The organism is Propioniciclava soli, assembly GCF_038502305.1.
GTDB classification, from domain to species: Bacteria; Actinomycetota; Actinomycetes; order Propionibacteriales; family Propionibacteriaceae; genus Propioniciclava; species Propioniciclava soli.
The window spans coordinates 1,079,809-1,092,951 of the sequence record NZ_CP115965.1 but is presented as its reverse complement, the minus strand read 5'-3'; the positions used below and the strand labels follow the sequence as shown (position 1 = coordinate 1,092,951).

Genomic DNA, 13,143 nt, shown 5'->3' with positions numbered 1-13,143 from the left:
ACGGCCGAGGTGGCTCCGCTCACACCAGCACCGTGCCCACGGGCAGGCCCGGGGTGGCCCCGATCTCCAGGCTGCTGGGCCGGTGGCCGCGCCGGATCACCTCGGCGCCGAGCGCGGCCATCATGGCCCCGTTGTCCGTGCACAGGCCCGGACGCGGGCGGCGCACGGTGACGCCCGCGGCGTCCGCCCGCTCGGCCAGCAACCCGCGCAGGCGTGAGTTCGCGGCCACGCCCCCGCCGAGCACCAGGGTGTCGAGGCCGTGGTGGGCGCACATGTCCATGGCCTTGGCGGTGAGCACGTCGGCGACGGCCTCCTGGAACGAGGCCGCCACGTCGGCGACCGGCACGTCGCCCCCCTCCAGCCGCCGGGTCTCGACCCAGCGGGACACGGCGGTCTTCAACCCGGAGAACGAGAAGTCGAAGCGATGCCGCTCCAGGTCGCGCGCGCTGGTGAGCCCGCGGGGGAACGCGATGGCCCGCGGATCTCCGCCGGCGGCGGCCGCATCGATCACCGGACCCCCCGGGTAACCCATGCCCAGCAGGCGGGCCACCTTGTCGTACGCCTCTCCCGCGGCGTCGTCGATGGTGGCGCCGACCTCGGTGAGCGCGCTCGTGATGTCGTCCACGACGAGCAGCGACGTGTGACCGCCCGACACCAGCAGGGCGCCGAAGCGCTCGGGCAGGGCCCCGTGGTCCAGCAGGTCGACCGCGACGTGGCCAACCAGGTGGTTCAGCCCGTACAGCGGCTTGTCCAGCGCCATGGCAATGGCCTTGGCGGCCGACAGGCCCACCACGAGCGCGCCCATCAGCCCGGGCCCGGCCGTCACGCACACCCCGTCGATCTGGGCGAGATCGACGTCGGCGGACGCGCACGCCCGCTGCAGGGTCGGCACCATGGCCTGCAGGTGCGCCCGGGAGGCGACCTCGGGCACCACCCCGCCGAAGCGGACGTGCTGCTCCACCGAACTCGCCACCTCGTGCGCCAGCAGCTCCCGGCCGCGCACCAGCGCCACCCCGGTCTCGTCGCAGCTCGACTCGATGCCGAGCACCAGCGGTTCACTCATCTCCACCCCCGTGGGTCGTGGCGATGGAGGTCTCCAACACCAGCGCCGTCTGCCCCGGCCCGTAGTAGTGCGCCCGCTCGGCCACGCGGTTGAAGCCGCAGGCGTCGTACAGGGCGATGGCGGGGGCGTTGATCGCGGCCACCTCCAGCAGGACGCGTTCGGCGCCGACCTCCCGGGCCCACGCCAGGCCGGCGCCGACGAGACGCCGGCCGAGCCCCCCGCGTCGATGGTCGGGCCGGACGATCACGCGATCGAGATCGGCCACATCCTCGACGTGGCGCAGGGCGACCACCCCCACCACGTCCCCCGCGGCCCGCGCCACGAGCACCCCCGTGCGGGGCGAATCCAGCTCCTCGGCCCACGACTCCCGGCTCCAGGCCCCGCCCAACGCCTCGGCCTCCAGCGCCGTGATGGCACCCAGGTCGGACCGACCGGCGGGCAGGATGGTCGGCGCGCCCACGCCACCCCGCGGGTTCACGGCCGCATCCCGAACGCCACCCGCGGCTGCGGCAGGGCCGACTTCGGCGCTCCCGGCACCTCGGCATCGGGACGCCGGAGATACAGGGGCTCACGGCCCGCGTCCGGCAGCGTGGGGCCGCGGGCGGCGAGGACGCCGCCGTCCAGCACCGTCGGCCCGGACGCCTCACCCACCAGGGTGGCCCCGGGGCCGGCCAACGGCAGTGGCGGCACCCGGTCGGGCGCGCTCACGTGCGGGCCGGACACGCGCATTCCGCGCGCGTAGTGGGCCCAGTACACCTCGCGCCGACGGGCATCGGAGGCCACGACGAACTCGTCCGGGGCACCACTCGCGGCCCACTGGGCGGCCACCACGTCGAGCGAACACACGCCGTGGACGGCCACCCCCAGCACCTCGCCGAGCGTCAGGGCCGTCACGACGCCCACCCGCAGCCCGGTGAAGGGCCCCGGCCCGACGCCGACGACGATGCCGGTCAGATCCGTTGGAGCGAGGCCCGCCCCACCCAGCAGCTCCCGCACCAGGGGCATCAGCTGCTCGGCGTGGGCGCGGGTGTCGTCGACGACGGCGACGCGCGGCGCGGCGTCGCCCACGGCCAGGCCGGCGACGACGGACGTGGAGGTGTCGAGGCCGAGGATGACGGTCATGGGTTCTCCTTCGCGGCGGCGGCCAGCGCCGCGCGGTCGAAGCGGGTGCCGAACGGGGTGAGGAACACCCACCGGGTCTCGTCCGTCGGGTCCAGGCCGCGGCGGATGTCGATGTGCAGGCGGTCGGACGCCAACTGCTCGGCCACCCCGGCGCCCCACTCGACGAGGGTCACCGAGGCCGGCAGCGAGGCGTCCAGGTCGAGGTCGTCCAACTCGGCGAAGGAGCCCAGCCGATAGGCGTCCACGTGCACGAGGTCGGGCCCGCCGGTCACCGAGCGGTGGACGCGGGCGAGCACGAATGTCGGCGAGATCACCGGACCCTCGACGCCGAGCCCGGCGCCGATGCCCTGGGTCAGCGTCGTCTTGCCGGCGCCGAGATCACCCGTGGCGATGACGAGGTCACCGGGCGCGAACAGGCCGGCCAGGCGTTGCCCGAGCGCGCGCATGGCGTCGGCGTCCGGCACCGCCACGCTCACCGGCAGCGGCCGGCGCATCACGTGGCAGTCGCCCTCGTCACCGTCGACGGTGAAGCCGTGCTGCTCCCACCAGCGGCGCAGGTGCGGGTACTCGCGGCGGGCCAGCAGGTGCACCTCGGCCTCGCCGCGCGAGGCCAGCAGGTCGAGGATGACGGTGATGAGGAAGGTGGCGACGCCCTGTTCGCGGTGTTCGGCCAGGACGCCCACGCGCCCGATGCGCACCGAGCCGTCGTCGCGATGGGTCACCAGGGTGACGCCCACGGGTTCGCCGTCCAGCGTCGCGGCGAAGGCGCCACCGGACGCGGCCACCCGGCGGAAGCCGTCCGCATCATCGGAGAACGCCTGGGCGCGCGCGCCGATCCGGGGGCGCGCGGCGAAGGCACGCTGGACGATCTCGAGCGCCCGGGGTGCCTCGTCCGGCGTCAGGGTGCGCACGGCGAGCCGCCGCCCGTCGGCCAGGGTGGCGACGGCCAGTTCGGGGGCAGCACCGTGCATCGGGTCGTCCTTCGGTGGGAAGCTGCCTTCGGTGGGAGGCTGCGCGAGTGGGTCCATCGTAGCGCCGCGACCCGGCGCGAGCCGTGCCGGCCCCCCCACGCAGCCGCCGAGCGGAGCCGGGCCGCCACCCTCATGCCGCCGCCGGGCGGAGCCGGGCCGCCACCCTCATGGAGTGCCGTGCGTCGGGGCCGAACGACTAGCATCGAGCCCATCGACGCCCGAGAGGACTCACCATGACGAGCCGAGCCTGCCCGTTCCCCCGCGACGACATCGTTCCGTTCCTGCGGGAGGGGTACCTGTTCACCGGCAAGCGGCGTCGCGAGGTCACGCACGCCGACGACGACCGGCCGCTGTGGTTGCGCGTCATGGGCAAGCCCGCCCTGCTGCTGCGCGGCGCCGACGGCGTCCGCCTGTTCTACGACGCATCGAAGGTCAAGCGGTCGGGGGCGATGCCCGCCCCCATCCAGGGCTCGCTGTTCGGCAACGGCTCGGTGCACTCCCTCGACGACGAGGCGCACCTGCACCGCAAGAAGACGTTCGTGGCGGTCTGCTACGACGACGCGCAGGTGGAGCGCATCAAGCCCATGATCGAGGCCGAGGTGCGCGAGGCCATGCAGCGCTGGGCCAAGCACCCCGAGAGTGTCTACGACTCGATGGTGATCGCCTACGGCCGCGCCTCGCTGCGCTGGGCGGGCATCGAGGGCCGCGACGCCGACCTCGATGTGCAGGCGACCCGTCTGGGGGAGATCGTGGAGGGCTTCGCGCACCCGAACCTCGACCACGCGAAGGCGTGGGTGAACCGGCGCCTGACGAACCGGTGGTGCGCGCAGGTGATCGGCGAGCAGCGCTCCGGCAAGCGCCACGCGGAGCCGGGCACGTCGCTGCACGCGTGGGCCACCTTCCGCGAGCTCGACGGCACCCTGCTGGACGAGAAGACGGCGGGGTTGGAGATGCAGAACACCTTCCGGCCGCACATCGCCGTGGCACGTTTCGCCGCGTTCGCGACGAAGGCGCTGTTCGAGCGGCCCGAGTGGCGGGAGCGCATCCAGGCCGAGACCGCCGAGCGCGGCACCCTGGTCGACGGCCCGCTCGCCACTGCGTTCGCCCAGGAGGTGCGTCGCTACTACCCGTTCGTGCCGGTGCTGCCGGCCTTCGCGCGGACCGACTTCGAGTTCGAGGGCGAGAAGGTGTCCGAGGGCGACCGGCTGCTCATCGACATCCTCAACACCAACACCGGGCCCTCGTGGGAGCGCGCCGACGAGTTCGACCCCGAACGCTTCTTGGGGGTCGACTTCGAGCAGATCGTGACCTTCATCCCCCAGGGCGGCAGCGACGTGGAGACCACCCACCGCTGCCCGGGCGAGAAGATCGCCGTCAGTTCGCTGGCGACCACGATCGCGGCCCTGTGCGAGCCCGGCGTCGAGATCCTGCCCGACGGCCTCGACTTCTCCTGGCGCGAGATGCCCACCCGGCCGACGAGCGGTGGACTCGTCACGCTCCACCGCTGACGCGAGCGCGGGGGGCGTCGACGGGGCGGCGATCGTTCACCGGGTTGTCGTTGACGCGTCACGCAACCCCCGCCGCGACGCCACCCTGCCTTGCTGCCATGGAGGCATGCGCGTGGCGATCCTCACCGAGTCCTTCCTCCCCGAGGTCAACGGCGTCGTCAACTCCGTGCTCCGTGTGCTCGACCATCTGGTCGACCACGGCCACCAGGTGCTGCTCCTGGCGCCGGACGCCCCCGGCGCGCCGAAGGACTACCGGGGCGTCCCGGTCGTCGGCATGACGTCGGTGCCCCTGCCCGGCTACCAGCAGGTGCGGCTGTGTGCCACGCCCCAGTTCGTCCTGGAGCAGACGCTGGCCGAGTTCGCCCCCGACGTCGTCCACCTGGCCTCCCCCATCAACGTCGGCCTGCGCGGCGCCCTGGCCGCGGACGCCCTCGGCGTCGCGTCCGTGGCGGTCTACCAGACCGACGTGCCGGGCTACGCCGCGCGCTACGGCGTCCCCGCGCTGGAGGCCCTGCTGTGGCAGCGGGTGCGTACCACGCACACCACCGCCACCCTCACCCTGGCACCCAGCGCGGCCAGCATCGCGCAGCTGCGGGGCCTCGGTGTCACGCACCTGGCCCGGTGGGGTCGGGGGGTCGACGCCGACCTCTTCCGCCCCGGACGCCGCGACGACGCCCTCCGGGCCTCGCTGGCCCCGGCCGGACGCCGCATCGTCGGGTTCGTCGGACGCCTGGCGCCGGAGAAGCAGGTGGCCGACCTGGCGGCGCTGGCCGACCTGCCCGACACGACGACCGTGGTGGTCGGCGACGGCCCCGAGCGGGCCGCCCTGGAGGCCGCCCTCCCCCACGCCGTGTTCACCGGGCAGCTGCGGGGCGAGGAGCTGGCCCGCACGGTCGCGTCCTTCGACGTGTTCGTGACCCCCGGCGAACTGGAGACGTTCGGCCAGACCATCCAGGAGGCCATGGCCAGCGGCGTCCCCGCCGTGGCGCCGGCGTCCGGCGGCCCGGTGGACCTGATCGACCCCAGCCGCACCGGCTGGCTGTACGCGCCGGGTGACCTGGCCGGCCTCCGGGCCCACGTGGCCGACCTGCTCGGCGACGACGCAAAACGTCGCGCGATGGGTGAGGCCGCCCGGGTCGCCATGGAGCCCCGCACGTGGCGCGGCGTGTGCCACCAGCTGGTCGGGCACTACCGGACGGCGCTCGACCTGGCGCGCGAGCGCGCCGTCCGGCCGCTCGTGGCCGCGGGGCGTCGCGTCTGAGACGCCCGCCGCGCCGGGCCTAGCCCTCGCAGACGACCATGGCCACCGCGACGCCGGCGTCGTGACTGATGGAGACGTGCAGCCGACTGACCCCGAGCTCGTCGGCCCGATCGGCGACCGTGCCGGTGACGACCAGTGACGGGCGACCGGTCTCGTCGGAGAGCACCTCACAGTCCGACCACCGCAGCCCCAGCGGCGCGCCCAGCGCCTTCGCCAGGGCCTCCTTCGCGGCGAACCGGCCGGCGAGGGTCTGCTCGCTGCCGCGCTGCTCGGCGAGGGTGAACACACGGTCGACGAACCCGGGCCGCGCGCAGGCGTCCCGGATCCGGTCGATCGCGCAGACGTCAACCCCGATGCCCAGGATCACGTGGGCACGCTCACTCGACCGTGACGGACTTTGCGAGGTTGCGGGGCTGGTCCACGTCGTGGCCGAGCAGGGTCGCCACCTCGCAGGCGAACAGCTGCAACGGCACGATCGCCAGCAGGGGCTGCAGCAGCGTGGACGTCTGCGGGAGCCGCAGGGTGACGTCGGCATACGGATTCACCTCGTCGTCGCCCTCCTCGACCAGCACGATGGTGCGCGCCCCGCGGGCCCGCACCTCCTGGATGTTCGAGATGACCTTGTCGTGCAGCTGGTCGCGGCCCCGGGGCGGCACGATCACGAACACCGGCATCCCGGGCTCCACCAGGGCGATCGGGCCGTGCTTCAACTCGCCGGCCGGGAAGCCTTCGGCGTGCAGGTAGGCGATCTCCTTGAGCTTCAAGGCCCCCTCCAGCGCCACGGGGTAGCCCACGTGGCGGCCGAGGAAGAGCACCGAACGCACCGAGTGCAGCTCCTCGGCCAGGTCGAGCACCTGCTGGGAGGCGTCCAGCACCTGCTGGATCTTGGCGGGCATCGACTCCAGCTCGGTCATCACCGTGGCGATCTCGTCGCCGAACTTGGTGCCGCGCACCTGGGCGAGGAACAGCCCGAGGAGGTAGCACGCCGCCACCTGCGTCAGGAAGCCCTTGGTCGACGCCACGCCGATCTCGGGGCCGGCGTGGGTGTAGAGCACGGCGTCCGACTCCCGCGGAATCGTCGAGCCGTTCGTGTTGCAGATCGCGACCACCTTGGCGCCCTGCACGCGGGCGTGCCGCACGGCCATCAGCGTGTCGGCGGTCTCGCCGGACTGCGAGATGGTGACCACCAGGGTGCGGGGGTCGATGATCGGGTCGCGGTAGCGGAACTCGGAGGCGATCTCGACCTCGCAGGGCACCCGCGTCCAGTGCTCGATGGCGTACTTGGCGACCAGGCCGGCGTAGTAGGCGGTGCCGCACGCGACGATCACGACCTTGTCGATGCTCTTCAGTTCCGTCTCGCTGATGCGCACCTCGTCGAGGGTGAGGCGGTGGTTCTCGTCGAAGCGGCCGAGCAGCGTGTCGGCCACTGCCTTCGGCTGCTCGAAGATCTCCTTGCGCATGAACCAGTCGAAGCCGCCCTTCTCAGCGGCCGACAGGTCCCAGTCGATGACGAACGGCTTGCTGGGGGCGACGTGCCCGTCGAAGTCGGTGACGGTGTAGCCGTCCCGGGTCACGTCGACCATCTGGTCTTGCCCCAGCTCGACGGCCTCGCGGGTGTGCTCGATGAACGCGGCGACGTCGGAGGCCACGAACATCTCACCGTCGCCGACGCCCACCACGAGCGGGCTGTTGCGCCGCGACGCCACGATTCGGTCGGGCTGCTCTGCATCCAGCGCCACCAACGTGAAGGCCCCCTCGAGCCGGCGGCTGACCGTTCGCAACGCGTCGGCGAGGTCGGCACCGGCGTCCACCTCGCGGCCGACGAGCTGGGCGGCCACCTCGCTGTCGGTCTCGGAGGTGAATTCCACCCCGGCCGCCTCCAGCTCGGCCTTCAGGCTGGCGAAGTTCTCGATGATGCCGTTGTGCACCAGGGCCACCCGGCCGGACGCCGACCGGTGCGGGTGCGCGTTGGCGTCGGTGGGGGCGCCGTGCGTGGCCCAGCGGGTGTGTCCGATGCCGAAGCTGGCGGCGGGCAGGGGTGAGGCGGCGACCTCGGCCTCGAGGTTGGCGAGCTTGCCCGCCTTCTTCGCGATCCCGACCTCACCGTCGGCCACCACGGCGACTCCCGCCGAGTCGTAGCCGCGGTATTCCATGCGCCGGAGCCCGTCAATCACGACCTTCTGCGCCTCGCGAGGCCCCACATACCCGATAATGCCGCACATGGTCGCCAGCCTAGCGTCGGAGCACACCGAGCCGGACATGCCCCGCCCAGCAGCTCCGTTGGACGAGTTCGGTCCCTACGTCCGTGCCGATCGGCAGGTGTGGGCAGAACTGTCCAGCTCCCTGCCGGTGGAGCTCTCCGAGGAGACGCTGCGCCGCGTGCGTTCCCGCCTCGACACCATCGACCTGCAGACCGTGAGCGAGGTGTACCTGCCCCTGACCGAACTCATCAACCACTACGTCGAGAACACCCGACGCCTCTACGCCAGCACCCACGACTTCCTGCGCCTCGGCGTCGGCCGCACCCCCTTCGTCATCGGCGTGGCGGGCTCGGTCGCCGTCGGCAAGTCGACCACCAGCCGCCTGCTGCGCGAGCTGCTCACCCAGCTGCCGGGACGCCCCCGCGTCGAGATGGTGACCACCGACGGATTCCTCCACCCCAACGCCGAGCTCGAGCGACGCCAGATCATGGACCGGAAGGGATTCCCGGAGAGCTACGACCGCAACGCGCTGCTCCGCTTCGTCATGGACGTGAAGTCGGGCGTGCCCGAGGCGTCCGTCCCGGTGTACAGCCACCTGCGCTACGACATCGACCCCGCCCGCTCCACGGTGGTGCGCCAACCCGACATCCTGATCGTCGAGGGCCTGAACGTGCTCCAGCCGGCGCGGCGGCGTCCGGACGGTTCGATGGCGCTCGCCGTGAGCGACTTCTTCGACTTCACCGTCTACGTGGACGCGGCCGCCGACGACCTGCGCGCCTGGTACCTGCAGCGGTTCATGCGGCTGCGCGAAACGGCGTTCCGCGACCCGCGATCGTACTTCACCCGCTACGCCGCGCTGGACGAACCGGAGGCGCGCGCCTACGCCGAGCGGATCTGGGACACGATCAACGGCCCCAACCTGGAGCAGAACATCCTGCCCACGCGCGGCCGGGCCACGGTCATCCTGCGCAAGGACGCCGACCACGACATCGACTGGATTCGGATCCGCAAGGTCTGACGCCGGGGCGGGTCAGCTGGTGAGGCCCAGGCGGACGCCGAGCCAGTCGAGCTGGTCGGCGAACGCCGTGGCCCACTCGCTCCACATGTGCCCGCCCGGGTAGGTCCGCAGCTCCGTCGTCATGCCGGCCGCCTTCGCCGCCGCCTCCAGTTGCTGCACCGCCGGCAGGTACGTCTCGTCGTCGACGCCGGCGGAGAACAGCACGGCGGTGCCGGAGTACAACCTTCGCCCCAGCAGGGTCAGGGGATCGTTGTCGGCGTAGGCGTCCGCATCCCCGCCGAAGGCCACCGCGATGGTCTCCTCGGGCGTGCCGAGGGTGGGGTGGAGCTCGCCGGAGAGCACCAGCGCGCTGTGGTAGGCCTGCGGGTCGCGCGTGATCACCTGCAGGGCGCAGGTGCCGCCGTTGGACAGACCGCCGATGGCCCACCGGCTGCGATCCGTGTCCACCTGGAGGTTCTGCTCGATCCAGGCCGGCACGTCTCGTTGGAGGTAGGTGGCGACGTTGCCGAGGTGCGCGTCGCTGCACACGGGGTTGGCGGTGTTGGACCCCAGGGGGTCGGGGACGACGACCACCGGGGCCAGCCCGTGGTGCCGTTGCGCCCAGGCGTCCAGACTCGCCTGCGCGTTGCCCGCGGTGAACCAGTCTCGGGGCTCCCCCGGCTGGCCCGCCAGCAGCACCAGCACCGGCAGGAGCGGCCGGTCGGCCGTGAGGTAGGCCGGCGGCAGGTAGACCAGGGCGGGTCGGGGCGCGAAGCGTGGGTCGCTGGCCGGGATCGCCTGCTCGACCACCTGGCCGGTCGCCGGCAGGTCGGCCGGCGGCGTCCAGCTCGCCAACAGCGGCCCGGGGGGCCGGCTGCTGGCGCTCTCGGGCGCGGATTGCGGCAGGTCGGCCAACGTGCCCGACTCCACCGTCAGGCCCAGGGCGGCCCCGAGCGTGGGGTAGGCACCGAAGTGTGCGTTGACGGCGAGCAGCGCGGCCACCAACACGGCCGCGACCGCCGCCAGGGATCCCAGGGCGCCATCGAGCCGGCGGCGTCGCCGCCCCGCCCGGGAGCGGCGCGGCACCACGACGGCCTGGAGGACGACCAAGGCGACGATGCCGACCCAGAGCCAGACGAACCACCCCAGACCGTCGGCGACGGGGCGCCACACGACGTCGACCGCCACCCAGGACGCCAGCCCGACCACCGGACCGCCGCCGAGGACGGCGGCGCGACCCGCGGCGCCGAGGTGGCGCGTGCGCGTCCAGCCCAGCAGGGTGACGACGAGGACGGTCAGCGCCCAGGCGGTCGGTGCCGCCCACCCCGTCAGCAGCGGGATGCCGTTCAGCAGCTCAGTCACGGTTCACCAGCCGTTGGGCGAAGCGGGCCGCGTCCGCGGCGCCGAGGTCGGGGAGGTAGGCCCGCGCGATGGCAAGCCCCACGGTGGGGGCGTCCAGCAGGTCGGGCACGGCAAGGTACAGGGGCACGAAGCGGGGGCCGAACTTGGCCTTGAACGCGAGCAGGGAGCGGAAGCCGTACACCGGTTCCAGCAGGGTGCCGAGCACCTCGAGGACGCCCTCCAGCCGCGTCGCCGACGCGGCAGGGCCCTCCCCCGGGGCGGAACCACCGCTGCGGGCCAGGGGCGAGCCGGAGAGGGAGACGAACGCGAACCCCTGCGCCGTCAGCACCGCGCGCGCGATGAGGAACTCCATGGTCGAGCGGAACCCGCCCTCGCGACGGCGCATCACGTCGAGCGTCCACCCCACCACGGCACCGCCCCGGTGGGCGGGGAGCCACGACGTGACCCCGTGGACGGTGCCCTCGGCGTCCACGGCCAGCCCGAGGCGCGTCTCGGCGTCCAGCTCGGCGACCCCGCCCAGCGTGAACCCCATCTCGGGCAGCGCCTTGTCGGCCAACCAGGCGTCGCAGATGGCCCGCACCTGGTCGCGTTGCCCGGGGGTGCAGCCGTCCCACGTCGTCCACAGGTCGGTGATCCCCTCCTTCGTGGCCCGGTTGAGCGCCGTCCGGACGTCCTGGAAGGCCTTGCCGGAGAAGGTGACGCCGCCCAGGTCGATCACGGCCTCCTCCGCCACCTGGACGGTTGCCCAGCCGAGGGCCCGTGCCTGGTCCGCCGTGGGCGCGTGCACCGAGTAGAGAGCCGGCACCAACGACTGGGCCGTGCAGGCGGTGGCGAAGTCGACCAGACCGTCCCTCAGGTCGTCGGGCGCGGTCGCCGGGTCGGTGACGGTGAGGGCCACGCCGCTGCCCACGCGGTACGCGAAGCCGGAGCGCCCGTCAGGGCTGAGCCAGACGTCGTTGCCGGGCCACGTCAGCATCCACCCGAGCGAACCGGCGCCCTCGCGCCGCACCAGGGCGGCCAGATCCTCCCGTTGCCCGGGCCGAATCGCGGGGGCCGAACCCTGGGCGCGGAACCATGCCACCGTCACCACCACCCAGACGGCCACGGGCACCCACTCCGCCACGGCGACGGCCACGGCCGAGTCCGGTTCGAGCGTGGGGGTGACCAGGGCCAGGGCCCCCGTCGGCAGCAGGCGCACCGCGTAGTCGGCGAACAGGAGCGGCGCGGTGGCCGTCGGCAGAAACTGGTCGGCCACCGCGAGGCCCGCGCCCCACACGATCACGAGGCCGGCGGCGACGGCGATGCCGACCCACCCCCAGAAGCGTCGGAAGGTGCCGGGCCGGGTCTTCACGCCGAAACTGCGCAGGTGCAGCGCGACCTGGATCGCCAGCAGGAGCGGCACCACGAGGGGGACGATGAGGCGGGCCGACGGCGTCCCGTCGTCGGCCAGGCCGAGCAGCGGTGCGGTGTCGGTGCCGGTCTGTTCGAACATCCACCGCATGACGGCGAGGTGAGCGGCGGCGAGGATGGCCATGCCGCACTGCAGCACGATGGTGCCGAGCGCGGCGGCCCGCCGGCCGAGGCGCAGCCCGCCGGCCATCACGAGCTGCAGCACGAGTGGCAGGGCGGCCAGGGCGGCGGCGCTCGGGCCGTGGGTCCGGGCGGCGTAGGTGACACCGGCGCACTCCACGAGGCGGTCCGGCTCCAGACAGGTGGTGGTGACGGTCACCGGGTCGGCGAGCGGCGAGTCGACGGCGAACCGCGCCGCCGCGAGTGGCCCCACCGGGAGTGGCGACCACGCCGACAACAGCGTCCCGGCCGTCACGGCCACCACCACCAGGTCGAGGATCGTCCGGGCATCGTGGCGCGTGCCCACGAGGGAGCGCTCCGGCGCGCTGCCGCGCCAGGCGAGCAGGCCCAGGCCCACCCCCGCCAGGGCGGCGCCCCATTGGGCGATGTCGTCGGCACCCCCGCCGAAGGCCACCAGGGCGCTGAGCCAGACGAACAAGACCGTGTGGATGCGCCGCCGGGCCAACGCGTCCATGCGGATGCTCGCGGCCGCCAGCGCCCCGACCACGACGCCGAGCGGCCCACCCGCCGGGGCCCCGGCCAGGTGTTCGGCCCACGGCCGGTCGAGCAGGGCGATGAGGGGGTGGACGGCATGGAGCACGCCCACACCAAGGACGGACGCGGCCAGGCCCACGGTCAGGAAGCGGGTGCGGCCGAGGAAGCGCTCGACCGGCGCCCCGACGGCAACCACGAGCAACCCGTCGACCAGGCTGGAGGGCAACGAGGGGGTCCAGACGGTGCTCGTGAGCCAGGCCGCCCACCGGGCCGGCTCGGCGGCGTGCACGGCCAGCGCCGCGAAGGCCTCCCCACCCACGGCCCGGCCGAGCGTCCCGACGAGGACGACGACAACGGCCAGCGCCACGCTGACCGGCGCCGGGCGGAGCCAATCGGAGAGCAGCCGGGCCGACCTGCCCCAGCCGGGGCCCGGCCACCAGCGCCGCCGGCGTGCCACGACGGCCGCCAGGGGGCCGTCCGGGGTGGGTGGTTGCGTCCCCGCACCGCCACTGGCCCCCGCACCGCCACGGGCCCCCGCACCGCCAAGGGTCATCGCACCGTCCTGTCCTGGTGGCCGCCCTCGCGCGGCCCAAG

Annotated in this window: 11 protein-coding genes; 3 read left to right on the top strand and 8 right to left on the bottom strand. The window is 73.6% G+C overall.

Features of this window, described 5'->3' with window-relative positions; genetic code table 11:
- Positions 1-19: 19 nt before the first annotated feature.
- The 4 genes from tsaD to tsaE are packed head-to-tail and all read right to left on the bottom strand — an operon-like array spanning position 20 to position 3,156.
- Complete coding sequence (tsaD, locus tag PCC79_RS04985) at positions 20-1,063, bottom strand: tRNA (adenosine(37)-N6)-threonylcarbamoyltransferase complex transferase subunit TsaD (RefSeq protein ID WP_342373170.1); 1,044 nt, start codon at positions 1,061-1,063, stop codon at positions 20-22.
- A complete protein-coding gene (locus tag PCC79_RS04980) occupies positions 1,056-1,541 on the bottom strand; it encodes a GNAT family N-acetyltransferase (protein WP_232548942.1) in 486 nt (161 codons plus the stop codon). Before PCC79_RS04980 ends, tsaD begins: the two co-directional genes overlap by 8 nt.
- On the bottom strand, positions 1,538-2,185 hold the full coding sequence (tsaB, locus tag PCC79_RS04975; protein ID WP_232548943.1) for a tRNA (adenosine(37)-N6)-threonylcarbamoyltransferase complex dimerization subunit type 1 TsaB: 648 nt from the start codon (positions 2,183-2,185) through the stop codon (positions 1,538-1,540). The genes PCC79_RS04980 and tsaB overlap by 4 nt, the downstream gene beginning before the upstream one ends.
- Positions 2,182-3,156, bottom strand: a complete 975-nt coding sequence (gene tsaE / locus PCC79_RS04970) for a tRNA (adenosine(37)-N6)-threonylcarbamoyltransferase complex ATPase subunit type 1 TsaE (protein WP_332836181.1) — start codon at positions 3,154-3,156, stop codon at positions 2,182-2,184. Before tsaE ends, tsaB begins: the two co-directional genes overlap by 4 nt.
- 233 nt (positions 3,157-3,389) lie before the next feature.
- Between tsaE and PCC79_RS04965 the strand changes: the two genes are divergently transcribed.
- Entirely contained in the window at positions 3,390-4,664 is a 1,275-nt protein-coding gene (locus PCC79_RS04965) for a cytochrome P450 (RefSeq protein ID WP_342373169.1), read from the top strand.
- Between the two features lie 106 nt (positions 4,665-4,770).
- On the top strand, positions 4,771-5,925 hold the full coding sequence (locus PCC79_RS04960) for a glycosyltransferase family 1 protein (RefSeq protein ID WP_342373168.1): 1,155 nt from the start codon (positions 4,771-4,773) through the stop codon (positions 5,923-5,925).
- Positions 5,926-5,944: 19 nt separating this feature from the next.
- On the opposite strand, the gene PCC79_RS04955 is transcribed toward PCC79_RS04960, so the two are convergent.
- A complete protein-coding gene (locus PCC79_RS04955) occupies positions 5,945-6,292 on the bottom strand; it encodes a holo-ACP synthase (RefSeq protein WP_342373166.1) in 348 nt (115 codons plus the stop codon).
- 10 nt (positions 6,293-6,302) lie between these two features.
- Positions 6,303-8,147, bottom strand: a complete 1,845-nt coding sequence (glmS, locus tag PCC79_RS04950) for a glutamine--fructose-6-phosphate transaminase (isomerizing) (protein ID WP_342373165.1) — start codon at positions 8,145-8,147, stop codon at positions 6,303-6,305.
- A 37-nt stretch (positions 8,148-8,184) separates the two neighbouring features.
- On the opposite strand from glmS, the gene coaA reads away from it, so the two are divergent.
- On the top strand, positions 8,185-9,144 hold the full coding sequence (gene coaA / locus PCC79_RS04945) for a type I pantothenate kinase (RefSeq protein WP_342373593.1): 960 nt from the start codon (positions 8,185-8,187) through the stop codon (positions 9,142-9,144).
- Between the two features lie 12 nt (positions 9,145-9,156).
- Here the strand turns inward: coaA and PCC79_RS04940 are convergent, their stop codons facing one another.
- Together PCC79_RS04940 and PCC79_RS04935 are read right to left on the bottom strand one after the other, a co-directional pair.
- Positions 9,157-10,485, bottom strand: coding sequence for an alpha/beta hydrolase (locus PCC79_RS04940; protein ID WP_342373164.1), 1,329 nt, complete (start codon positions 10,483-10,485; stop codon positions 9,157-9,159).
- The gene (locus PCC79_RS04935; RefSeq protein WP_342373163.1) at positions 10,478-13,102 is read right to left on the bottom strand and encodes a DUF2156 domain-containing protein; all 2,625 of its coding nucleotides are present in this window, start codon (positions 13,100-13,102) and stop codon (positions 10,478-10,480) included. Before PCC79_RS04935 ends, PCC79_RS04940 begins: the two co-directional genes overlap by 8 nt.
- Positions 13,103-13,143: the final 41 nt, after the last annotated feature.